This window comes from Litoribacterium kuwaitense (assembly GCF_011058155.1).
Classification (GTDB): Bacteria; Bacillota; Bacilli; order Bacillales; family DSM-28697; genus Litoribacterium; species Litoribacterium kuwaitense.
On the sequence record NZ_JAALFC010000029.1, the window covers coordinates 1 to 24,560 of the forward strand.

Genomic DNA, 24,560 nt, shown 5'->3' on the forward strand with positions numbered 1-24,560 from the left:
AAAACAAAGACGTTAAGAATCTCAACCTTCGTGAGTGGAATTGCCCCTCTTGTGGTACGCATCACAATCGAGATATGAACGCAGGACAAAATCTTAAAAACGAAGCGATAAGGCTTCTAACCGTAGGAACTACGGGGATAGCTTAATCAATAACTGGCGGTTACGCTGGTGTTCTTAGGAATCTCCCACTTCAGACAGCTCATAAGAGTGTTAAGTGGGGGTAGTTCAATGCTAGACATTAAGCATTTCACGAAACCTTTACAAAATGTCCAAGCCCTCTTCTTAGTTGGTTCAGGTGCCACCGGATTTAGCGATTTATATTCTGACCTTGACGTGCTGATCGTGACGAAAAACCCGGAAGATGTCGTCACCATCCATCAGAAAATTACGGAATATTTGCAATCCACTCATTCTATTCTAAAAATGAAGACCTATCGCCACGAGGATGATATCTTCGTCACATGCTCCTTTTTTGACCACTATTTAGAGCTGGATTTAGGCATTTGGTCATTCCAGAAGATTAGAGCCACAAAACCCCATTGGACTGTCATTTTTGACAAAGGCAAACACGTATCAGAGAAGCTCTCACGTTCAGGAAACACGTTACCTCAAAAGGACATTGAGGAAACCATCTATGCGTCATTAACGATGATGTGGCCGTTTTTTAGAGGGGCAGCTGTAGCAATAAAACGAGGACATTATATCAAAGCATTGAAAGACATCGATGTGATCCGAAATCATATCATTGAGATCGTTTGTTTGCGTGAGGGTAAAGCATACGACTTCGATAAATCCATTGATCAAATTGACAACGCCTACTTCGATAGACTTAAAAAAACGTATGAAATATCGATGGACGACATGAGCATTCAGCAAACGTTATTTGACGTTATGCACTTATTGTTTGAGGTGATGAATAAGCCACAGGATGAGGAAATAGAACGCAACCGTAAAATGATTGAAGATTTTTTAACGTTTTTTGCCAACAAAGATATGGAATGATTTCACAAAAAACAGGAGGCATGTCATGACCACGATTCACCACCATACCGTCGGAACGCTGACCTTCCCTCTTCAGAAACCGCATGACTTCGCCTGGCTCTACACACTTGGGAACCCGTTTTGTGTATTTGACCAGCAGGATTCTGGCAACGTTTGTTTCGGCATCATAGATCAAGGCGTAAAAAAATTTGTGAAGTACGCTGGAGCGGCGCCGGTTCGTTACGCCGGTTCGCCTGAACGAGCGGTCGACCGCTTAAAAAGCGCCGCGACGCTTTATGAAAGCTTAGGGCACCCCGCGCTCGTCACGTTACTGGACCATTTTCCAATTGGACAAGGCTATGCCCTTCTTTTTTCCTGGCAGGAAGGGGAAAGTCTGCATGACCCAGTACGCTTTCCGCCTCCTGCAAAGAATACCGACCCTAGCTCACCTTTTTATCGCTTCCGAGCGCTGTCGCTTCAAGACAAGCTGAATGCGCTCGAGACGATTTTTGCCTTTCATCAATGGGCCGAAGAGCGAGGGTATGTCGCCGTCGACTTTTACGACGGAAGTTTGCTCTATGATTTTCAGGCAAAGCGACTGACAATCTGCGATATCGACCTTTACGAAACAGGTCCTCTCATCAACACAATGGGGCGGATGTGGGGATCATCTCGATTCATGGCACCGGAGGAATTTGCAAAAGACGCTGTGCTTGATCGTCGCACAAACGTTTATCGGATGGGTGCAACGGCTTTTGTCCTCCTTGGCGGCGCAAAAGACCGGTCATTAGCGGCATGGAGCGCCTCGCGAGCCTTACATGAAGTCGCTCTCCAAGCTGTAGAACCAAACCGAGATGAACGTTTCCCCGACGTCCGTTCTTTTTTTGAGGCGTGGAAAAAGAAGAACGGTTGAAGTTAACCGTCTCGTCTGCGCACAAACCGGTAGCTCAACCAAATGCGTCTTAACGCTTCCGGCGCAGCCAGAGCCAAATAAGCACAATAACAAGAACGGCGAGCACGATGTAGACGACCCGTGAGTAAACATCCATATATCCGACGACTGTGTCCCAAGATTCACCCACCGCCGCCCCGATCCAAACGAGAAAGATGTTCCAGATGACCGTCCCTAATGTCGTGAACAGTAAAAAAACCCCCACGTTCATATGCGACATCCCAGCAGGAATTGAAATGAGACTGCGTAACAACGGAACGAGCCGGCAGAAAAAGACGGTCCAAACACCATACTTCTGAAACCAATGATTTGCTCGAGCTAAATCATACTGGCTTAAACGAAAAATATGTCCCCATCGATCAATAAAGGTAGCCATTCGTTTGTAATCAACAAGCACGCCGATGCCGTAAAGGACGATAGCGCCGCCGACAGACCCAATCGTCGAAGCAATAACAACGCCTGTCATCGTCAAATCCGAGTGTGTCGTCATAAACCCGCCAAACGTTAAAATGACTTCTGAAGGAATTGGCGGAAACACATTTTCAATCGCGATCAGCAAAAAGATACCGAAGTACCCGAATTGTTCCATAAATTGTGTAATCCAGTTTTCCATAAGTCGCTCCCTTATCTATCACTCATGTCATTTTTTTAACCGCTGAATAGATCAATGGAGGTCTTCACACCAACGCTTCAAATAAACTGACGCGGTCCATTTTCCAAAAATACACATCCCCATCATACTACACAGGTAAAAATGAGGCTTGTCTTACATTCATTTCACTAAGTACAACAGACAAAACGCCATTCCTTACAGTCTATGTATCAATCTTCAATTCATCCTTCATTTATGGCTTTTTATATGGATTGACGTTAACGCAGCGTCCCGTCCTGTCCATCATACAATAGAAAAAACAGCGCTCGGCACAATCGGCCAGCGCTGTAAATCGTAACAAAACTTTGACTAAATATCATTGCTTTAAGAGCTAAATTCACTTGTATCTAAACGCTTATTTTCATCAATATAGGCATCATGATCCATCGCCTTCGTCACTCGCGAGGTAAACAGACCGGACACCATACTTCCTGACACGTTGACCGCCGTTCTTCCCATATCGATTAACGGCTCAACTGAAATGAGTACCCCAGCCAAAGCGACCGGTAAATCTAAAGCAGACAAAACGAGAATCGCGGCAAAGGTGGCGCCACCTCCAACACCAGCCACACCAAACGAGCTAATCGCCACGATCGCGATGACCGACAGTAAAAACATCGGGTCTAAAGGGTTAATGCCGACTGACGGTGCGATCATGACAGCGAGCATTGCCGGATACACGCCTGCACAGCCGTTTTGCCCAATCGATAACCCGAATGAGCCGGCAAAGTTGGCAATTCCGTCAGGCACACCAAGGTTTTTCTGGGTTTGAATGTTTAACGGCAGCGTCCCAGCACTTGAACGAGACGTAAACGCAAAGGTCAATGTAGGGAACGTCTTTTTAATGTAAGTCAATGGATTTAAGCCAATGATCGTCAAAATGATTAAGTGAATGATGAACATGACCAAAAGTGCCACATAAGAAGCGATCACAAACTTACCGAGCGTGTAAATGGCCCCGAGGTCACTCGTCGCGACCGTGTTCACCATTAACGCCAACACCCCGTATGGCGTTAAGCGTAAAATCAAAGTAACGACGCGCATAATGATGGCGTAGACGGCATCAACCATCTTTTTGAAAAATTCACCTTGCTCGGGCTGCTTACGAGCAACCCCTAAATACGCGACACCGAGAAACGCAGCAAAGATAACAACACCTATGACCGACGTCGCACGATCACCTGTCAAATCAAGAAACGGATTCGCCGGTAACAATTGCAAAATTTGCTGCGGCAAGGTTGGTGCCTCAAGGCTCGCCGAACGCTCTTCAAGTGCGGCTCCGCGGCTTTCCTCTGCTTCAGTCTGTACAATTTGCTCAGCATCAAGATCAAAGCCTACAGCGGACGTAATGCCAATGATGGCAGCAATCGCTGTCGTACCAATGAGAACACCGATAATGAGCCCACTAATTTTCCCAAGATTTTTCGTGAATGTCAGACGAGTAAAGGCGACAAGAATTGAAATAAAGACAAGCGGCATCACAATCATTTGAAGAAAGCGGACATACCCTCTTCCAACGATGTTCACCCACTCCATTGATGCTTGAATAAAGCCAGCTTCTGGTGAAGCAAACGCTTGAAGAATTAAACCAAAAGCAATCCCTGCACCTAAAGCAACGAAAACACGCTTTGAAAAAGACACATGCTTCTTCGCCATATAAAACAAAACGGCTAGCAAAGCCAGCACGCTGAGGACAACAGCAACGGTTAACAAAACCTCCATGATCATCCCACCCCTTATCTCAATTTAAAGTTTTTGTATCTTATAAAGGAATATGTCTATATTATGAACTTAATTCCTATTAGTCAAGTATGTTTTGTATGTTTTTTTAAACTTCCTTCACCCTCCTCTTTTGTTATCCTTTAATATATGATGTAAAATGAATGTGAAGCATGTCTAACGAGAGATTGATGTCAAAACATTGCGACCCTTCATCGCAGCATTTATTTTTACAGCTTTTCCCCAGAAAAAAGCCCTCTATTTTTCAACGGTGTATACGAATGCTTTCGTTAGGAGGCTTATATAGACAGAAGTAGGTGAACGGTATTATTCGAAAATGGGTCGTTGTCATCAGTGTCGTTTTATTCCTTTTTTACTTACTTGTACTGCTAAACGTTACTTTATTTACGCATAATCCAGGATCCGCTGCTGCCGATGAAACGACAGACATGAAGTGGTATTCATCGATATTGTGGAGCCTGGAATATAGATCATCTTCCTATAACATCCGCAATTTTCTAGGCAATATGCTTCTTTTTTTGCCTTTTGGCTTTTTCGTCGGCCTCTTAACCAACCGATTAGGAAACAAAGTTCGCCTTGGCCGATTATTTTTACTTATAATCGCAAGTGCCTGTTTCTCTTTAACCATTGAATTGCTGCAGCATTTTGTTTTTTATCGTATTTTTGACGTTGATGATATTCTTATGAATACGTTAGGCGCATTCATCGGCTTACTCGTCTATATGATTTGGCTCGCTGCTGTACGGAGAGTGCCACTCTTTTTTAGACCGATCAATAACGGCCACCACTGATCAACCTGCCAAGCGGTTCCCCCCCACTTGGCTACGCTTTTATCTCCCTGAAAGGCGGGGCTTTTAGCCTGTTATAGCTAAAAAAAGCCTATCCTCTAGAGATATTCTCCTCGGATAGGCGACCATTTATTCCATTGGAAACGTTCGATAGAATGATGTTTGCGCTTGCGTAGAGTTGGCAGCTTCCGCAATATCCACAGCATGCTGTTCAACATAAGCTTTCACGTGTTCGTCGTTCATTAAATCTTCGGGCAAGGAACCGATATGCTCCATAACCCATGTGCGCAGCTTATCCGGTTCGGCTTGCAAAACGTTTTCACCAACCGCAAATTGATAACCTTTCGCATTCGGTACAAGAATCGCCGTATAAATGGCGTTATACATAAAAGCCTCTTTCACTTTGGCTTCATTCCAGAAAGAATCATCTTGTCCTCCACCTTTATACGTCACTGCCAGCACCTGATCCGTCAGCTCCAATTGGTCAACGGCTTCTCCACCAGGCAAGGAAAGGAGTAAACCGTAGACACTCGAGTTATCTCCGACATACGTCCCACTAAATTCCGAAATCTCTTCCTTTTGATCAGCTTCAGATGGCGGTCGTTCGATACCATATCCACATCCACTTAAAAAACAGACAAAAGTCAGTAGAAAAATAACAATATGCCTCTTCACGATCTTCTCACCTCTCTTTCTCCTAACAATATATACGACTGCCGCAGTTGACAGGTTGCAGTCATTTGAAAAATAAAAGCTATCCATCCCAAAATTTGTTAACTATCTGCTACAATAATCACGAGACAACGTGGCGTTCAGCAGCAGGATAGAAAACCACCTTTCCATGACTAAAGTATGATGAACTTGCACGACATCGCTTATTTTAGGAGGTTATAAATCAGATGAACGACATAAAAAAGGCCATCGTTCAGTGGCTTGAAGGTGAAGAAGCTTTTTTTACAGATATCGCTAAACAAATTTGGGATCAACCTCAAATTGCCTATGAAGAAGCATTTGCCGCAGATTTGCAAATGAACACGCTGGCCAAACATGGCTTTCGTATCTCACCAAACATCGCCGACATTCCGACGGCCTTTTACGCTGAGTACGGAAACGGTCATCCAATCATCGGCATTCTCGGGGAATTTGATGCCTTGCCAGGTCTATCGCAAAAAGTAAGCACGACCTACGATCCTGTACAACCAAACGGTCCAGGTCATGGATGCGGGCACAATTTACTAGGTACAGCAGGCGTCGCCGCAGTGATAGCCATTAAAAAGCAGATCGAAGCAGGCACGATTTCCGGGACAATTCGCTATTACGGCTGCCCTGCGGAAGAAGTATTATCGGGGAAAACGTTTATGGCTCGGGCTGGAGCATTTGATGATTTAGCTTGTGCGCTCACTTGGCACCCTTGGATGTATAATGGTGTGATGTATATGAGCACCCAGGCAATGGCGTCGATAAACTTTAATTTTAAAGGCATCGCAGCGCATGCGGCCGGTGCGCCTCACACTGGAAGAAGTGCCTTGGATGCTGTTGAACTCATGAATGTCGGGGCAAACTATTTGCGCGAGCATGTCCCAGACGGCTCACGAATTCATTACGTCATTACAAATGGCGGACTCGCCCCAAATATCGTCCCAGACGAAGCAAGTGTATGGTACTACGCCCGAGCTGCTTCAAAATCAGCGGTCGATGATTTAATCAGGCGAATCCGCCAGGTTGCTGACGGTGCAGCACTCATGACTGAGACCTCTGTCACGTCGTCTATTCTTGCCAACACATATGAGTACCTCCCCAACGATACAATCAACAAGGCTCTGTTTGAAAATATGGAGGCTCTTGGTGCACCGAGCTTTACAAAGGAAGAGCATGACTTTGCCGCGCAGTTACTCGACACGGTTGATAGCAAAACGATCGAGTCCGCCAAAACGATGTTTGGCAAGCGACTGAATAAGCCACTTCCGACCGATAACATCGATACAACCGACCATACAGGTGTTACAATGCCTGGCTCATCTGATGTCGCCGATGTCAGCTGGATTACACCGACCGCATGGGTGACGACGACCTGCGCACCTGTCGGCGTTTTAAACCATTCGTGGCAGGCAACCGCGGCATTTGGCTCTACCCTCGGCATGAAGGGCATGCATTATGCAGCTAAAACGATGGCGGTCACGGCATATGATTTGTTATCGGACCAAGATCTATTAAAGAACGCTCAGCGTGAATTTAAAAATCAGACGAAAGACCAGCCTTATACGTGCGGCATTCCTGATGAGATTAAACCGCCAGCACATCAGCACACCCCGCCGGTCACAGCCATTTAAAGCGCATTAGCAGTGACTTTTGCAATCAAAAAGAACATGACAAAAGCCGACTTAAAAAGTCGGCTTTATTTTATTAAAAACGTTCGCACCGTCGCTTTCTTTCGCGTCTAGGCTGAAAATATAGAAAAAGTGCTACATTCCACCTGAACATATGTAGCCTGAAGCGGTTGTTGACATGGAGAGCATGAACATGCTCTCTAACGAAAACTCGATCGAACATGCCGCTCACGAGACGACGGATCAGAGTATTGGTAATAAAAAGTGAACCGTCGTCAGGGATTGCGCATAGCAACCTATACTGAAAATCTACGTAGCAACCCGTTTAAACCGTCCGCTTGCTGTGCAAGTTGCTCTGCCCTTGAAGTAATGGTCTCCATCGAGCTAGAACTTTGTTGGACGGAAGCTGAAGCCTCCTCCATCGCTAAAGCAGACTGATCGGCAATCTGTGTCATCCCGTCTATTTTTGCTTTGATGACCGTACTGCCTTCGACCATACCGGATAACCGCTTTGTAATACTTTGAATATGCTCAGTCATCTCTGATACAGAAGATTCAATCGTATCAAACGTCATGCTTGTTTCCTCAATTTTCCTTTGTCCATTTTTCGCCTCACGATAACCGTTTTCGAGGGCTTTGACGACCTCAGCAGTTTCAGTTTGCACACTACCAATGACCTGAGTCATCTCTTCAATGGCATGAGCGACTTGACCAGACAGACTTCTGACCTCTTCCGCTACGATGACAAATCCTTTCCCTTGTTCACCAGCACGAGCCGCTTCAATCGCAGCATTCAACGCTAAAAGATTCGTTTGCCGAGCGATGGATTCAACCGTTTCCGTCAACGATGAAATCTTTTGTGACTCTTTATCTAGCCGTTCTACTTTATGTACAGCTCCTTGAACCATTTGTTCAATGGCTTGCATCTGCTTAGTTGATTGTTTCATGAGGCATTGACCATTCTCTGTCATCTGATGAACACGGACTGAAGCGTCTTCAACTTGATCACCGTGTTCGCTTGCATCACGGATGGCTTCCAAAAAAGATGACATCGTACGCGAGATTGAGGTCGCTTCGCTTGCCTGATGCTCTGATCCTTCGAACAGTCCTTGCATCGTTACGGCAACTTGCATGCTGCCTTCCCTGATTTCGTTCGCTGAGGAGGTCACTTCTCCGCTTTGTGTTGTTACGGTGTCCGACACTTGCTGCACTTGATGAAGCATTTCCTTTAAGCGACGTCGCATTTGCGTAATGGCTTGCCCGAGTTGACCAATCTCATCCTTTCCTTCATAAGCGATTTTTTCAACATCAAGCCGCCCCTCAGCAATGTGCTGCGCTGTTGCAACCACATTGTTTAAGTCTCTGCGCACGTAACGATTCACCCACCAGACAAGCAAAGGCCCAAGAATGGTTGAACTTGCTAAAGAAATGACAAGCACCACGATGGCTTCTTGCATACCGGCCCGCGCATTGTAAACCATTAATTGCTGTTGATTATCGACGACCATACGCAAATTGGATACAGCAAGAACGGCTTCGTCCCTCAGCTCCCGCACTTCATGACGAGCTTCTAATGCACTTGCCATATCCCCAGCTTGTACATACGGTACGATCGATTGTAAAAAAAGCGTATTGATCTGTTGTTCTTTTTCAACAAGCGTACTAAAAAACTCCTTTTCTCCTGCGGTTTCAATAAAAGGCTCTATCTGTTGTTGAAGTCTATAAATACTATCGTTATTTTCAGCAAACTGATTCGTGATCATTGCATTTGGCGTCGTTATATAATCCGCTATTTGGATGTTATTTTCTTGAATCAGTGAATTAAGTTGAGCAATATTTGACACGAGCGAGCTTCGTTCACGCAACTCATTCATTTCTTTTTCCACGTCATTCATATTGATGTAAACAACAATGGAAGATAGAGCAAACAACATAACTGCAGATGCTAATGCAATCCCATATTTCCATCCAATTGGCATGTTACGAAACATCGCGGTACGATTCATATGTAACAACCCCTTTTTAAGATCATGACTTCATTCATTAGCCAAAAAGTCCTATAAAAAGTGTAGCATGAATGACTTATGGAATTTGTTTGATTTTTGTAAAAGGATTGTTAACATATTTAGAAAATACTGGAGATATGTACCCTAAGATATCAACCAAAATGTAACGGCTACGATAAGAGTATGATAAGACTTAAAATCTTCAGGTATAAAGAAAAACAGTGGTACAGCAATGATCAAATATAGGGGCATCATTATCCAATAGCGTTTATTTTTAAAGTGTTTAATAACATATCCTTTTTAATATTTTGCAATTATCTATACAAAAATTCATTCTTTCAGGTGGACACTGTTGTCAAGACACGATTTTGAGGTAGGGGTGACGCTCATGCAATGTCCCATCCTTCAAGCATTTTGTCTACTTCAGCTTAGAGGAGAAAGCTCTCCCCTAAGTGAGTAGAATCGTCATTGACTATAAGCTTGGTAGCCAATCATTGGTGAGGACGTTCTGTAAAGAGACTGTTGGTTTCTTTTCGTCACTCTTTAAGCTTGTGTAATCATTTAAATAGACTGCTTTTACTTAATTGTTCTCTATATGCGTTCAGTGTATTACCACTTGTATGTCCTTTGCCGTCCCGCCCATGCTGATGTTAATCTCATGCTACTTTAATCGGTTTGATGGGTTTCCTCACCTTCTTCACCTAAAGATGCATGCGAGCGTTGACCACAACAGTCACCTTTTCCCCTTCACACCGTCCTTACGTACACTGCAAGTGGCAAGCTTGACGCGCCAGCAGTCATATACCGAAATGTATAGAGACTTACTCCGGGCGGTGCTTCATGGAGGTCAATGAGCGCCGTGTCATTGTATGGACGTAGCAACGGAATGCCACGAACCATTCCCCGTATCTCGGCCGCCCCTGCAAATGCACCACCACGCGGGTTCACTCTAATTTCCACTGTTTCCGTCTCTTCCGACCCATTGAAGACGGGCACCTGTACTGTATACACTCCACCAAACTGCCCTATGTTTTCTTTTGACCCGGGGACATCACTTTTTTCCGGTACCATCAACGCGTCGGTTGGAGGTCCACCATCCAGTGCTTTTGGAGCGCATGTAGGGTAAAGCTTTTCTTCTCCGGTTTCATACAGCGAAAGGGTGCCAATGGTCTCAGAAAACGGCCAGCTCCCTCGAGGATGGGGCAAATCGTTCGGAATCGGCTCATCAGTGATTGGCCGAACATCGGCACAAACATCTTGGCTCACAACTGTACGAATCACATAGTCTAAAGGACCCGAACCTTTTCCACGAATGATTGTCAGCTCATAAATAAATCCGTATAAATGATCGTCAGGCACAGTTGCCGCTTCCACCAGTGCAATGTCATTCTCCACGAGTTGGTCATCAACAGGGCGAATGGCTTCAAGGGTGCCTCCAAGGCAAGCCTTGGCGAGACACTGCCCAACATCCATCAGCCAACCATTCGTACGAAAATGCTGCTGACGATTGATATCCTGAATATAGACAGCATTCTCCTCTGATTTATTTTCTAATGTAACCCCAATTTGAATCGGCGCATCCATTTTGTTTAAGTGCCAACCGAAAATGCGATGCTTCACACACGTTTCAGATGTGTGGACGACATCGTGCCAAAGGGTAGCTGTTTCATCCATTAATACATCTGGTGTGAGTGTTTCTGGATTATCGCTAACCATCAACCTCCGTTCATCACCCGGTGTCGCTGACGCCACCTCGGCAAAATTTTTTGGAACATCCAAAGCTTCTTTGATGAGATCCTCTTGAAAACAGGACAAATCACCACACTCCTTCACATAGATGTAAGGCCTCCCTATTTGTTATATGAGAAAAAACACGGCGCATGATGCTAGACAGGTTCTTTTCTGTGGAAAAAGCCAAAGGACCTATACGCACTTTCATGTCCGATAAAATCCACCTTTACAAAAAGCCTATGGTACACTGAACAAAAAACCGCTCGTATTTGGGCGGATTGAGAAAGGAAGCATTCTTGTGAAATTTGCTACCATTGGTACCAATTGGATTACAGACGCATTTATTGAAGCAGCGCAGCAAACCGGCAAATGGGAGCTGTACGCCGTCCACTCACGCACGGCAGAACGAGCACGATCGTTTGCAGAAACCTACGGCGTTGACCAATGGTTTACGTCGGTCGAAGAGCTTGCTGCAACGCCGGACATTGACGCAGTGTACATTGCCTCGCCAAACGCACTGCATCAAGAACAGGTGCTGACATGCATTCAACATCAAAAGCATGTCATCGTCGAAAAGCCTTGTTTTCAAACGCTTGATGAATTCGATGCCGTCCATGAAGCAGCCAAAGCGCAAGGCGTCTACGTCTTCGAAGCAGCCCGCCATATTCATGAACCAGAACATCAACTCATTCACAAACAGCTTTCTCGTGTCGGTGACCTGCACGGGGCTGTACTTGTGTATGCCAAGTATTCATCACGTTACAATCAAGTGCTTCAAGGGGAGGAGCCAAATATTTTTTCTTTACAGTATGGAGGCGGGTCCCTTGTTGACCTCGGCATTTATCCACTGTACACCGCAGTCTCTCTCTTCGGCGTGCCGAAAAAAGCGAGCTACAGCCCAACCATCATCCAAACAGGGGCTGACGGCGGCGGACCCATTGTTTTAACGTACGACAATTTTGCTGTAACCATTTTACAATCTAAAATTAGCACGTCCTCTTTACACAATGAAATTCTCGGAGCAAATGGAACACTATCGTTTGATGCTGTAGCCGATATCCAATCCGTCCAATTCCGCGATAACCAAACTGGAGAGGTCGAGACGCTCGCAAACCATAATGACGGACTTGGCATGGGCCACGAAGCCACTGCCTTTGCCCGCGTCATTGCAGAAAACGACGTGGATATGTACAAAAGCTGGACAACCTTAAGCCGACAAGTCCTTGCACTGCTTTGCGAATTGCGTCATCAAAATGGGCTTTATTTTGCCGCAGAAACCGCTCCCGAACAAGACGCCCATTCGTAATATCCGCACAAAAAAGAGGATAGCTGTCTTTTACATAGACATCATATCCTCTTCTCCATATCGTGCGATTTAATTTTCCAACTTTTTTCTCATCTGCCTGACTAGCAGCAAATGACTTAACTGTAGTTTTCATTACCGGTGGAACGATAGTACGAAAGCCAGCCCGCAAAACCAACAACGGCCAGAGCTGTAATGCCAAGAACTTTACAAGATTTTTTCATCAGTGCCACCTCCGCTTTTTATCCAACCTCTACTAAATATCATACCACTAATAGACGCAAATGATAATCTTCTCCCCCCTCAATGACACAATATTTTTCCATTTGTCTGCTTGATTTAATTCGTTTTTTTAAGATCCTTCAACTATTTGTTTTCCTCTGGCGTCTCATCTATGTAGACTACGATACCACTTGAGGTAAAAGGAGCTTTATGGCCATGAAGAACACCCCTGTCCGACAGACACTTGTGTCAGCGGTACATCAGTATAAAGAAGATATGTACCGGCTTGCCTTCAGCTACGTGAAAAATCAAGCCGACGCATTGGACGTCGTCCAGTCATCGATTGAAAAAGCGCTAAAATCTGTACAAAGGCTGCAACAAATCGAAGCAATGAAAAGCTGGCTCCTTACGATTGTCGTAAGGACGTCACTCGACATTTTACGAAAACAGACCAAAGTGACTGTGTTGGAGGAAGAAGCGTTCACTTCTTATGGCCGTGAAGATCGTTATCCCGATCTTGATCTTATTGAAGCCATAGATGCATTACCGATAAAATATCGAAGCATTATCATTTTGCGCTTCTTTGAGGACTTTAAAATTCACGAAATCGCTCATATGCTCGAGGAAAATGAAAATACCGTGAAATCGCGCTTATACAAGGCATTGAAGCTTCTCCGCGTTTCACTTTCAGAGGAGGATATTGGACAATGACTGACCCATTCCGCAAAGCTAGAAACACGTATAAAAATACACCGATCCCAAAGGAACTGGATCGCTTGGTCGACCAAGCTTTACAAACATCACCACGAAAAAGGCGTTGGCCGCAGCGATCGCTAGTCGGTATTGCCGCAGCAGCCGCCATTTTCGCCGGCACCGTCAACATGAGCCCGACCGTCGCTGAAGCGATGGCAAAATGGCCAGTGATTGGCGACGTCGTCAAAACCATTACGTTCGCTGAGGTTGAGATGGAAGAAAAAAAAGCGAGCTTCCAAGCCACTTCTCCGGATATCCAGGGAGGCGACTCTGCACTTGCTGCGCAGCTCAATGAACAGTACATTGAGGAAAACAAACAGCTCTACAACGAATTTATGAGTGAGCTTGACACCCTTGAGAAAAACGAGACTGCCCATCTTGCCGTCGATAGTGGATACAATATTGTCACCGACACACCGCAGATCCTGTCCATCCATCGCTATGTCGTAGAAATGCGCGGTTCTAGTGCGCAAACAAACCAATACGATACGATCGACAAAGAAAATGAAATGTTGATCACCCTGCCAAGCCTGTTCACTGATCACTCATACATTGAGGCGATTAGCGAAAGTATTAAACAGCAAATGAAAGCACAAATGGCAGCCGATGAAAATAAAACATACTGGCTTGAAGACGATGACATGACTGAGCCCTTCCAACAGATTGACGACGACCACACCTTTTATATTACAGAAAGCCATCAATTGGTCATTGTCTTTGACGACTACGAAGTCGCACCCGGTTATATGGGCAGTGTAGAATTTACCATTCCTACTGAGGCAATTGACCACTTACTTGTCAGCAATGCGTATATTCGTTAGCGATTAGAGAAGAAACGGTGACCTTCCAATGATACGGAGCGTCACCGTTTGTTAGTGATTGTGAAAAAACATAGCGTGGTAGAACGAAAAAAAGAATAAGGACAAAAAGGGCAGCGCTGTATCTTGTCATTCTAGCCTGACTAAAGAACACTTCGCCCTAAGCGCGTAATGCGACCGAAGAGACCTTCAGTGCCCGGCCAACCTGAGCCCTTGCTCAGAGGCTGACTGCTTTATCAAGATACAAAATTCCAAAAGCCTGCTTACATCATGTAAAAACGAGCTGATTGTAAACGAAGGATTGACCTCAACATAAATTTATGATTCCATTAATGTAAACTTATTTTATTTAAAGTTTACATTAAACGCATGAATGAGGAGGCTTTATCAATAATGACCCGTGATCTTCAACCATTGGCGCGACAAGTCATCAACGGCTATGAACTAACACGAGCAGAAGCACGAATGATCTTAGATTATCCCGACGACGACATTCTCCCTTTGCTCCATAGCGCTTATACGATTCGGAAGCATTATTACGGTAACAAGGTTAAATTAAATCTGATTATCAATACGAAGTCAGGGGCTTGTCCAGAAAACTGCGGCTATTGTGCCCAGTCACGCGATTCAACTCATCCGATTCAAAAGTACCGCATGATGGACAAGGACACGATTGTTCAAGGGGCTGAAAAAGCGCATCAGCTGAACTCAGGTACATATTGTATTGTTGCTAGCGGACGCGGTCCGACCGAACGTGAATTAGCAAATGTGACGAGTGCCGTCAAAGAGATTAAAGAAAAATACCCGTTAAAGATTTGTGCTTGCCTCGGTATTTTAAAGCCAAGTCAAGCGGAGCGGCTGAAAGAAGCAGGTGTCGACCGTTATAATCATAATATTAATACGTCAGAAAATCATCACGACCAAATTACGACCAGTCATACGTACCAAGACCGCGTCTCGACAGTCCATAAAGCGAAAGAAGCAGGCATCTCGCCTTGCTCAGGTGTCATTGTCGGCATGAGAGAAACGAAACAAGACGTCATCGACATGGCAGTTGCTTTAAAAGCACTAGACGCCGATTCAATTCCCGTCAATTTTCTTCATGCAATGGAAGGGACGTTGTTAGAAGGTACTGACGAACTTCATCCACTCTATTGTCTCAAAGTACTGTGCTTGTTCCGCTTCATTAACCCGACGAAGGAAATCCGCATCTCCGGCGGACGAGAAGTCAACTTGCGAAGCTTACAGCCACTTGGCTTATATCCTGCCAATTCCATTTTTATCGGCGATTATTTAACAACAGCCGGACAAGAAGGCACGAAGGATCATCAGATGTTAAAGGACCTCGGCTTTGAGATCGATTATGAAAAAAGTGAATTCCCCGTGTGAAAAATTTTAAAAATAAATGCCTCATTTTCGGCGCCAGAGAGTGGCTTGATTCGTTACAATAGAAGTATCCGAATGACGAGGTGAACGGTATGCTCTCAGCAGAACAAAAAAAGGAATTTTACGAAGCACTTCTTAGAAAAGACACGGCATACGAAGGCATCTTTTTCGTTGGGGTGAAAACGACAGGTGTGTTTTGTCGCCCCTCCTGCCCAGCACGAAAACCGAAAAGCGAGAACTGCGAGTTTTTCCGCACGGCTCAGGAAGCGCTCCTCGCCTCCTTTCGCCCGTGCAAGCGATGCCAGCCACTGTCACACCCAAGTCACGTATCGCCACTCGTTCGCAAGCTTGTGGAAGCCATTGAACAACAGCCAGAAAAGCGTTGGAGCAATCGAGATTTAGACGACCTCGATATCGACGCCTCGACCGCACGCCGCCAGTTTCAAAAACGCTTCGGTATGACTTTCGTTGAATACGCGCGCGCGCGACGAATGGGACTGGCCATGAAAAACATTCGTGCAGGCGCTTCCGTGCTTGATGCGCAACTTACGACCGGCTATGAATCAGGCAGCGGATTCAGAGATGCATTTTCACGCATTATGGGCGAACCACCTGCCCGTGCCGGTCAATCCACAACCGTCCTAAAGACCGCATGGCTGGATACACCACTCGGTCCAATGATTACAATGGCCGACGAAGACGTCCTCTGGCTCTTAGAGTTCGTCGATCGTCGTGGACTTGAGCGGGAAATAGAACGCCTGCGGCAAAAGTATCATGCCATGATTGTCCCCGGAACGAGCGCACCCATTGAGTCTATTGAAAAAGAATTACAAGCCTATTACTCTGGAACGTTGACAAACTTCGAGACCCCGATTCGCTTCTGCGGCTCCCCATTTCAAACGAGCGTCTGGCAAGCACTCCAAGCCATTCCGCACGGAGAGACACGCTCTTATGCCGAGCTCGCCCAAGCCGTCGGTCGTCCAACAGCAACACGTGCCGTAGCGAACGCAAACGGCGCCAACCAACTGGCCATTATCGTCCCATGTCATCGCGTGATCCGCTCCAACGGCGATCTCGGCGGTTATGCTGGCGGGCTTTCCCGGAAGCAATGGCTTATTGACCATGAAAAAATGGGCATGCCTAATGATCAATAAGGCTCCCTGCGAATTTGGGAGCCCTTTTACTTTTTTGAAAAACACGTCGCTAGCTAACGTAACCTCTGTAAAAAGAGTCCAGACAGCTCCTTTCACACTAAAAAACTTTCACAGCTTAGCAACATTTTATAAATCCTGTGACAGCCGCACCATATCAACAACCTGTATGCCATTTTCATAGATCGGCTCATCGTAATGACGCAAGAAAAAATCACGATCAATCCACGTCATCCGAAAACCGCATTTCTGGTAGAGCGCCAACTGACCAACGCTTGAATTTCCCGTCCCGACCTCAATGGTTTGATAACCTAAACGTCGCGATTCCTCCACCGCATGCAGTACAAGTCGTTTTCCGATCCCTTGTCCTTGCCACTTCTCATCTACCGACACATTGACAAGCTCCACAGTGTCTGGACGCGTCGAAATCAACACGTAAACGCCGATGATCGCACCATCCTCGATCGCCACATGGCATTTCCCACGTGACACGTATTCCTCCACAAGCAATGGGGATGGGTCTGCTTGCAAGAGGAGCTCCATCGGGAGAGGTTCTTCTGTGTTCTCAAGCTTGAAAATGTCCAAAGCGAGCACCTCTTTCACCATAAATTGTCAGACTTTATTATATCTTAATTTTACCGAATTTAAAATCTCATGAAGTAATCCCCTATCCCCCAACGTTTCCCTCGTTTTGCTTGAATGTAAAAACATATACAAAGAGACCTAATCATCATTAGGTCTCCACTTTCCTTCAACTTATCTTACGTGTACCTTATATTTACCCCTTCAACCCGCTTAAAGCAATTCCAGCAATAAAATAACGTTGCAGGAAAACGAAGATGAGGATCATTGGCAGCGTGGCAAGTAAGGCACCTGCCATAAGCAATGGATACTCCGTCGCATATTGACCTTGGAAGTTTGCGATTCCAATCGACAGAACGCGCATGCTATCGGACGATGTGACGATCAACGGCCAGAGGAAGTCATTCCATGAGGCAAGAACCGTAAAGATCGCTAAAGCGACAAGCGCTGGTCGTGATAATGGCAAGATAATCCTCCAAAAAATCCCAGGGTAAGAGCAACCATCAATTTTCGCAGCCTCGTCAAGCTCACGCGGAATGGCCATAAAGAATTGACGAAGTAAGAAGACGCCGAAAGCACTAAAGATGCCAGGAACGATTAATGCGGCAAACGTGTCAATCCAACCAAATTCTCTCATGATGACAAAGGTTGGAATCATCACAATTTGTGAAGGCACCATTAAAACCGATAGAATGGCGACGAAAATGACATTTTTAAACGGAAAATAGAGGCGGGCAAAGGCGTATGCAGCCATCGAACAGAGGATTAGCTGTCCAACAGTACGCCCGACGGTCACAATTAACGTGTTCATAAAATATTGCAGAAAGTCGAATTGCTGGAAAACTCGTGCGTAGTTATCAAGTTGAAATTCATTCGGAAAAATGGTCGGCGGCACCTGCATGGATTCAGCAAAGCTTTTAAATGACGTGCTGATCATCCAGAGGAACGGCGTGACCATAATGAATGCGCCTAAAATGAGTATGATATGAACGATCCATTTACGATGACGATTGTGTGGCAACGCAAATTCCTCCTTTTATTGATAATGCACCCATTTTTTTGCAGCACCATTTGTACAATGGTGAAAATCAGTATGACGAGGAACAATAGCAAGGCTTGCGCCGACGCATATCCCATATCAAAGAATTTAAAGCCATCTTCCCAAATACTGTAAACCACCGTGCGTGTCGGTTCTAACAACGTCGGGTTATCTCCGACCATGACGAAAATTAAATCAAAGACCTGTAGTGAGTTAATCATCGCCATCACTAAAACAAAGAAGAGGCTCGGCGTTACAAGCGGTAAAGTGATATGGAAAAACTTTTTAATTTCTCCCGCTCCATCAAGTGTTGCCGCTTCATAGTACGTATCTGAAATCCCCTGTAAACCAGCTAAAATAATGACCGTGTTATATCCAATACTTGTCCAAACACTAGCGATAATAATAGATAAAAGTGCAAAGCGTTCATCAAACAGCCAGTTAATTGGATCTATTCCGATTTTTCCGAGGAAAAAATTGATCAGTCCATATTCAGAATTATACAACCAACGCCAAATCATACCTACCGCGATCGGCATGGTAACGACCGGTAGGAAATACAATGTCCGATAGATAACCATCCCTTTAATTTTTGCATTTAGTAGTACGGCCACAATGGTCGCAATCGCAATCGATACAGGAACGGAACCTATTGTAAAAAATAACGTATTCCATAACGAACGTATAAAAGAATCGTCTTCAAGCGCTTTTGTGAAATTTTCCAAACCGATAAAGGTTGGGGTTTTCAGGCCATCCCAGTTCGTTAAAGCTAAATAAAAAGACGATCCTGCAGGTGCCATATAAAAAAGCAGCAGCCCGAGCGTCGTAGGTGCGATGAACAGATATGCCCAAATCGCTTCTTTCCTCTTAGCAGCACTTTTTTTCTTTATAACCGGAGCTGAATGAGCTCTTGATGAATCTTTCATAAGTACTCCTCCTAGAAAAACGTAGTCTCATAGACTCCTTTTTAGGGAAGAGGGGGAAGATACACCCCCATGTATTATTCGTCTGCTTGCTCTTCTGCCAGTATCTCGTTCATACCTTCTTCGACTTTCTTTAATGCCTCGTCTAATGGCTGATTGCCTAAAAGTGCTGATTCTATTTCAGTTTGTTCAATCGTCTGCCATTCCGCTGTTTGCTCAGACACTGGATAAGGAACACCAAACTCTAGCGTGTCAATAAACACTTGAAGATCGAGGCCTGGAATTGATTCAACCCACGCATCTTCCGTTCCTTTATATGCCGGGATACTAAACCCAGACTCTGCCATAAGCTTTCCAGCTTCTTCGTCGGTCAAAGACTTCATAAGCTTCCATGCGAGCTCTTCGTGTTCAGTTTGGGCATTCATGACCCAGCTCAAGCCGTGAACGATGGCTGCTTTTTCCTTGCCCGCAGGTAGTGGTGCAATTCCAAGATCGTCTCCGAGCATTTCATACAAATAAGGCGTATTCACGGAGATGTTTGGCAGCATCGCTGCTTTACGCGATCCAAAAATCTGGTTGGGCTCCGTTTCGATTTGTGTCTGTATTGACGGAGAGTACATTTGGTCAAGCATCATTTGCATCCACTCCATAGCTTCTAAAGCCTCTGGAGAACCCATACCTGAGGTCGTTTTATCATCACTGATAATGTATCCTCCGTTTTGAAGAATTAAATTGTAATAACCAGCCTGTTCGGAATTGAATGCAATATAGCCATACTGCCCTTTTTCTTCGTCTGTCAGCTGTTCAGCTGCCTCTTCAAGATCATCCCAAGTCCAATCGGCTGTCGGATAATCGACACCGGCCTCATCAAACAACGCTTTGTTGTAAAACAAGCCAATAGTATCAAGAAATGTTGGTAATCCATACATGCTATCTTCGTACGTATACAATTCAACGAGAGAATCGTTAAACACAGTAGTGTCCAAGTCTTCTTCGTCAATGAATGGTTGAATATCTTTAATCAAGCCTGAAGATGCATACTGATAAATATTTGGACCATTCATCCAAAAGACATCAGGACCGCCCCCACCAGCAAGGTTTGTTCTCAGCTTAGTCCAATAATCCGCCCAAGGTGTATATGTCACTTCCACCGTAACACCCGGGTTTTCTTCCTCAAATCGGGCAATATTTTGATCTATGACGTCTTTAAGGTTTTCATCCCAGAGACCTATTTGCAGCGTCGTATCGCCACCAGCATCGCCTGAATCATCACCGCCGCCACAAGCGGCAAGCATGACCATCATCAACGCACCTAAAAGAACCACTAGTCGTTGCTTCACAACAAAACCCCCTTAGCTTAGTTGTAGCCTCTCGTTTGTAATCGCTTTCTTATCTCTGTTAGATTCATAAGCCGCGACGACAACTTCCAGTGTGCGTAATCCGTCCTCACCAGTGATTGAAGGTGTACCACCGTTTTTAATTGTTTCGATAAAATCAGCCATTAACGCTTGATCGGAATTTGTACTATAGCCAAGTTGAGACACTCTGCCCGCGGCATCATTATAATAGACGACGTGCTCTTTCGTAGCATCAATAGAAAGCTTGCCTTTCGTACCGACGATTTCTAATAATACGTCGCCCCAGGCCGGAAATGTTTTTGGCCGTGACCAGCTTGGATCGATGGTAACGACAGTCCCTTTTTCCATCTGCAACGAGACGAGCCCACAATCTTCTACATCAATGTCGTAATAGCGTGTGTCTAGCTCCGCATATACTTGCGCCACTTCGTCCTTTAGAATCCAACGGAGCAAGTCCATCACGTGGACGATATGATCCGCAGCCGCTCCACCACCGGATAGCTCAGGCTGAATAAACCAGCCGCCTGGCATCTGACCGTGGTTCGTTCCGTTGACAGCGAGCACTTCACCGAGCTCTCCTTCGTTAATGATCGACCGCGCCTTCTGAATTGCATCCGCAAAGCGAACGGGGTAAGCAATTTGCAAGATGACACCCGCTTGCTCACACGCCTCAATCATGACGCGCGCATCCTCAACCTTCGTCGCAATCGGCTTCTCACAGAGAATGTGTTTTCCTGCTTGAGCTGCTTTGACTACATGTTCTTTATGATTGGCATTCTCCGAACAAATAATGACCGCATCCATCTCAGTTTCCAAAAATGTCTCCAGACTTGACTCATAAGTCGTTTGCCAATCTGAAGCCATGCGCTGTCCTCGTTCTTCGTCCGCATCCCAAATACCTGCTATCTCTAATTCAGGATGGGCACTCACCACGCTCGCATAGCTGTAAGCGTGCATATGCGCAAAGCTAATGAATCCGATCTTCATGAGACGACCCCTCCTTTAAGCTCCACTGGTCGGCCTTCCTCTGCTGATTGTACTACTGCCTCTGCTAATTCAATTGCTCTTAAAGCGTCCTCCGGCTGAATCTGCAGCGTTTCTTCGCCGCGATGACAACGGATAAAATGCTGCAATTGCTTAAACATCGGCGATGGACCAGTACTTTTCGGTGTCGGCACTTTATCCTGCTCCGTCACTGGACCAATCCATTTGACGGCTTCAGTGTCAGCGCTACTGTGAGTCAGCATCCCGTTTTGTCCGGACAACTCAAAGCTGCTTTCAAATCTGTCGTGCTCCCACGAAAGCTCAACATGCACCATTGCACCGTTTTCCATCCGAATGACTGCCAATACGTAATCAACCGGACGATCTGTCGACGCACGTTTCACCCGTCGAGCCATAATCCGTTCAGCATGACCAAGCGTCCACAAGATCCAATCAAAATCGTGAATGCCTAAATCAAAAGTCACGCCACCGCTTTTTGTCTCGTCACTATACCAGCTCGGCTCACCGTTATAAGGATAGCGGTTTTTGCGCGCGAGACGAAAGACCCCTGGCTGTCCAATCGCGCCATCTTTCACCTTCTGCCGAGCCAAAGCGTATTCGTTATGAAACCGAAGTACATGCCCAGGATACAGCGCAACTCCGTTATCTTTACATACTTGAATGATAGCTCGTGCCTCTTGCGACGATAGAGCAAGAGGTTTTTCACAAACGACCGCTTTTTTGGCAGCTGCGACCGTTTCAATCGCCTCTTTATGCAAATACGTCGGTAAGCAGATGTCGACTGCATCTACACCTTTGGTCTCAGCAAGCGCATCTTGGAGGCTGGGGAATACAGGGATTCCCCGCCAAGCCTCCTCCTCGCCTGCTTGACCAGAACGGCTCACAACACCTGCGATCGTGACGCCTAACGTACGCCACTCCTTCGCATGGCTTTTTCCCATATGACCAGAACCCGCAATGATCACTGCACGCATAGGTAATCTCCTTTCATTACAGAAGCGTTATTCAAGTAGTACTTTTGGCAAACTCAGAAATCTTTACAGGCGCTTTTGTTTCATTGGATTCGTTTGCAGCCATTGTCGCTGTCAACGTTTCCAGTCCATTTTGATAACAAGATAAGATTAAGCTCTGATCTTTTGTCCGAACCGCTTCGATAAATTGCTTATCCTCTTCAGCCATAAAATTAACCGTTGCTTTATAACGCGTAACCTTGCCTTTTTCGACGATTTCCAAGTCCGTGCCATCGATGTGCACGCGGAAGTCTCTACCGAGAATTTCAAGTCCGGAACGATGATCTGGCTGTGTATTCGAGCAATCTAAATGTCCGACGACACCTGATTCAAAGACACAGTTGACAGACGTCACATCTGGGATCGTGATATTCGGAATATCTTTTAATAGTGATAGATTCATATTTGCATAGACATCGGTAATATCTCCGGCAAAATAACGCATAAGGTCAAGCGTATGCGTCGCCTGCTCAACAAGCTGCCCGCCAGACTTGTCCATCTCCCTAAACCAAGGCGTCGGCACAAATGCACTCAAATAGTAACCACGGACCATACCGATTTCTTTACCTTCTAAGTATTCTTTCGCTTTTTGAACTGTATCTAAATACCGTAAGCAATAGCCCGAAGCATTGATAATTCCTGCTTCTTTAATGGCCTCACCTTTCTTTGCCGCTTTCGCTACATCCAGCTCAACGGGCTTTTCAACCAATAAGTGAATCCCTTTTGCGACTGCATCCTCTTCCAACGTGCCGTGCGCAAAAGGTGGAACGCATAAATAGAGCGCATCCATGTCAATTTCTTCGATCATTTGTTTACTGTCAGTATATGCTGGTGCACCATATTGTGAAGATGCACGTTGCACGTTCTCTTCAGAAATATCACATACGGCGACAATTTCTGCATTCTCGTTATCAGAAATATTTTTCAAATGCACAGACGCAATGCCACCGACACCGATAAACCCAACTTTTACTTTACTCATCAATAATCCCCCTTATTCGTTAACACTATTCATAATATAGTCCATATGACGAGACGTATCTTCAGGCAATGCTTTTGGTGACAGGGCATACGGAGACAATTCTGCTGTTAACACATCATCATAACCGATGTCCTTCATCGCCTGAGCCACAGCCTTCCAGTTCACATCACCTGATAGTAGTGACACAAAGCCGGTAATGTTACCTGTTGACGTTTTAAAGTCTTTTACGTGAATTTTGGCAATACGTGAACCGAGAATACGAATCCATTGCTCTGGGAAGCCAAATTGCAACACATTACCTACATCAAAGTAAACCGCTGCTTTTGGAGAATCAAGCTCGTCAACGTAACGGGCTAGTTCAAGCGGCGACATTAAAAACTTGTTCCACACATTTTCGATACCGATAAAAACATCTTTTTCTTCAGCAATTTTTAAAAGAGGCTTGAGCATTTCCTGGCTTCTCTCATAGCACGCATCATAAGGAACTGCATCTGTGACTGCTCCAGGCACGACAAGAATGGTGTCCATTCCCATAACGGATGCCAGCTCAATTTGCTTTTGCACGACTGCGCTCCCTTTAGCACGTACCTCTGCATCTTCCGCACAAAGTGGATATTTCCATAATAGCGCTGTAGACAGGCTGCGAAGCTTTAAGCCATACGATTCAGCCATTGCCTTAATCTCAAGCGCTTCCTCATCCGTCGTCTGCATCGTCAGCCCGACATCACCATCATCATTCAAATTAAGCTCTACTGCCGTAAACCCCGCTTCTTGACTGATCGAGAAAACGTCTTCCAAAGAAGTTCCAGCTGGAAAACACCATTGATTTAAAGCTTTTAACATGATCATGC

General features: G+C 45.4%; 23 protein-coding genes. 10 read left to right on the forward strand and 13 right to left on the reverse strand.

Going from position 1 to position 24,560, the window contains the following annotated elements; all coding sequences use genetic code 11:
- From G4V62_RS13550 to G4V62_RS13560, 3 genes are all read left to right on the forward strand, one after another.
- The coding region (locus G4V62_RS13550) for a zinc ribbon domain-containing protein (protein ID WP_165203079.1) at positions 1-146 on the forward strand (146 nt) is incomplete at its 5' end.
- Between the two features lie 82 nt (positions 147-228).
- Positions 229-1,002: a nucleotidyltransferase domain-containing protein gene (locus G4V62_RS13555; protein ID WP_165203080.1), complete on the forward strand. Its 774-nt coding sequence runs from the start codon at positions 229-231 to the stop codon at positions 1,000-1,002.
- A 25-nt stretch (positions 1,003-1,027) separates the two neighbouring features.
- The gene (locus tag G4V62_RS13560; RefSeq protein ID WP_165203081.1) at positions 1,028-1,894 is read left to right on the forward strand and encodes a serine/threonine-protein kinase; all 867 of its coding nucleotides are present in this window, start codon (positions 1,028-1,030) and stop codon (positions 1,892-1,894) included.
- A gap of 49 nt (positions 1,895-1,943) precedes the next feature.
- Here the strand turns inward: G4V62_RS13560 and G4V62_RS13565 are convergent, their stop codons facing one another.
- Together G4V62_RS13565 and G4V62_RS13570 are read right to left on the reverse strand one after the other, a co-directional pair.
- Complete coding sequence (locus tag G4V62_RS13565; RefSeq protein ID WP_165203082.1) at positions 1,944-2,546, reverse strand: DedA family protein; 603 nt, start codon at positions 2,544-2,546, stop codon at positions 1,944-1,946.
- 363 nt (positions 2,547-2,909) lie between these two features.
- On the reverse strand, positions 2,910-4,307 hold the full coding sequence (locus G4V62_RS13570) for an L-cystine transporter (RefSeq protein ID WP_165203083.1): 1,398 nt from the start codon (positions 4,305-4,307) through the stop codon (positions 2,910-2,912).
- Between the two features lie 314 nt (positions 4,308-4,621).
- On the opposite strand from G4V62_RS13570, the gene G4V62_RS13575 reads away from it, so the two are divergent.
- Positions 4,622-5,116: a VanZ family protein gene (locus tag G4V62_RS13575; protein ID WP_165203084.1), complete on the forward strand. Its 495-nt coding sequence runs from the start codon at positions 4,622-4,624 to the stop codon at positions 5,114-5,116.
- Between the two features lie 126 nt (positions 5,117-5,242).
- Here G4V62_RS13575 and G4V62_RS13580 read toward each other — a convergent pair whose 3' ends face one another.
- Positions 5,243-5,788 (reverse strand): DUF4825 domain-containing protein, encoded by a 546-nt coding sequence (locus tag G4V62_RS13580; RefSeq protein ID WP_165203085.1) that lies wholly within the window; start codon positions 5,786-5,788, stop codon positions 5,243-5,245.
- Positions 5,789-6,012: 224 nt separating this feature from the next.
- On the opposite strand from G4V62_RS13580, the gene G4V62_RS13585 reads away from it, so the two are divergent.
- Positions 6,013-7,443, forward strand: coding sequence for an amidohydrolase (locus tag G4V62_RS13585; protein ID WP_165203086.1), 1,431 nt, complete (start codon positions 6,013-6,015; stop codon positions 7,441-7,443).
- A gap of 293 nt (positions 7,444-7,736) precedes the next feature.
- Here G4V62_RS13585 and G4V62_RS13590 read toward each other — a convergent pair whose 3' ends face one another.
- Both G4V62_RS13590 and G4V62_RS13595 read right to left on the reverse strand, forming a co-directional pair.
- Positions 7,737-9,446, reverse strand: coding sequence for a methyl-accepting chemotaxis protein (locus G4V62_RS13590; RefSeq protein ID WP_165203087.1), 1,710 nt, complete (start codon positions 9,444-9,446; stop codon positions 7,737-7,739).
- A gap of 747 nt (positions 9,447-10,193) precedes the next feature.
- Positions 10,194-11,261: a hypothetical protein gene (locus tag G4V62_RS13595; RefSeq protein ID WP_165203088.1), complete on the reverse strand. Its 1,068-nt coding sequence runs from the start codon at positions 11,259-11,261 to the stop codon at positions 10,194-10,196.
- Between the two features lie 214 nt (positions 11,262-11,475).
- Here G4V62_RS13595 and G4V62_RS13600 point away from each other — a divergent pair, with 214 nt between their 5' ends.
- From G4V62_RS13600 to G4V62_RS13620, 5 genes are all read left to right on the forward strand, one after another.
- Positions 11,476-12,483 (forward strand): Gfo/Idh/MocA family protein, encoded by a 1,008-nt coding sequence (locus G4V62_RS13600; protein WP_165203089.1) that lies wholly within the window; start codon positions 11,476-11,478, stop codon positions 12,481-12,483.
- Positions 12,484-12,918: 435 nt separating this feature from the next.
- On the forward strand, positions 12,919-13,413 hold the full coding sequence (sigV, locus tag G4V62_RS13605) for an RNA polymerase sigma factor SigV (protein ID WP_165203091.1): 495 nt from the start codon (positions 12,919-12,921) through the stop codon (positions 13,411-13,413).
- Positions 13,410-14,276, forward strand: a complete 867-nt coding sequence (rsiV, locus tag G4V62_RS13610) for an anti-sigma-V factor RsiV (protein ID WP_165203093.1) — start codon at positions 13,410-13,412, stop codon at positions 14,274-14,276. Before sigV ends, rsiV begins: the two co-directional genes overlap by 4 nt.
- Positions 14,277-14,666: 390 nt before the next feature.
- The gene (gene bioB / locus G4V62_RS13615; protein ID WP_165203095.1) at positions 14,667-15,662 is read left to right on the forward strand and encodes a biotin synthase BioB; all 996 of its coding nucleotides are present in this window, start codon (positions 14,667-14,669) and stop codon (positions 15,660-15,662) included.
- Between the two features lie 89 nt (positions 15,663-15,751).
- Positions 15,752-16,813, forward strand: a complete 1,062-nt coding sequence (locus tag G4V62_RS13620; RefSeq protein WP_165203097.1) for a bifunctional transcriptional activator/DNA repair enzyme AdaA — start codon at positions 15,752-15,754, stop codon at positions 16,811-16,813.
- Positions 16,814-16,939: 126 nt separating this feature from the next.
- Here the strand turns inward: G4V62_RS13620 and G4V62_RS13625 are convergent, their stop codons facing one another.
- The 8 genes from G4V62_RS13625 to G4V62_RS13660 form a co-directional block, all read right to left on the reverse strand.
- On the reverse strand, positions 16,940-17,395 hold the full coding sequence (locus G4V62_RS13625) for a GNAT family N-acetyltransferase (RefSeq protein ID WP_165203099.1): 456 nt from the start codon (positions 17,393-17,395) through the stop codon (positions 16,940-16,942).
- 193 nt (positions 17,396-17,588) lie between these two features.
- Positions 17,589-18,350, reverse strand: a complete 762-nt coding sequence (locus G4V62_RS13630) for a carbohydrate ABC transporter permease (protein ID WP_165203135.1) — start codon at positions 18,348-18,350, stop codon at positions 17,589-17,591.
- Between the two features lie 11 nt (positions 18,351-18,361).
- On the reverse strand, positions 18,362-19,357 hold the full coding sequence (locus G4V62_RS13635) for a carbohydrate ABC transporter permease (RefSeq protein ID WP_312855500.1): 996 nt from the start codon (positions 19,355-19,357) through the stop codon (positions 18,362-18,364).
- Positions 19,358-19,431: 74 nt separating this feature from the next.
- A complete protein-coding gene (locus tag G4V62_RS13640; RefSeq protein ID WP_165203101.1) occupies positions 19,432-20,694 on the reverse strand; it encodes an ABC transporter substrate-binding protein in 1,263 nt (420 codons plus the stop codon).
- Positions 20,695-20,706: 12 nt separating this feature from the next.
- The gene (locus G4V62_RS13645; RefSeq protein ID WP_165203103.1) at positions 20,707-21,699 is read right to left on the reverse strand and encodes a Gfo/Idh/MocA family protein; all 993 of its coding nucleotides are present in this window, start codon (positions 21,697-21,699) and stop codon (positions 20,707-20,709) included.
- Entirely contained in the window at positions 21,696-22,691 is a 996-nt protein-coding gene (locus tag G4V62_RS13650; RefSeq protein WP_165203105.1) for a Gfo/Idh/MocA family protein, read from the reverse strand. Before G4V62_RS13650 ends, G4V62_RS13645 begins: the two co-directional genes overlap by 4 nt.
- 31 nt (positions 22,692-22,722) lie before the next feature.
- On the reverse strand, positions 22,723-23,709 hold the full coding sequence (locus G4V62_RS13655; RefSeq protein ID WP_165203107.1) for a Gfo/Idh/MocA family protein: 987 nt from the start codon (positions 23,707-23,709) through the stop codon (positions 22,723-22,725).
- 12 nt (positions 23,710-23,721) lie between these two features.
- Entirely contained in the window at positions 23,722-24,558 is an 837-nt protein-coding gene (locus G4V62_RS13660; protein ID WP_165203109.1) for a sugar phosphate isomerase/epimerase family protein, read from the reverse strand.
- Between the last annotated feature and the right edge of the window lie 2 nt (positions 24,559-24,560).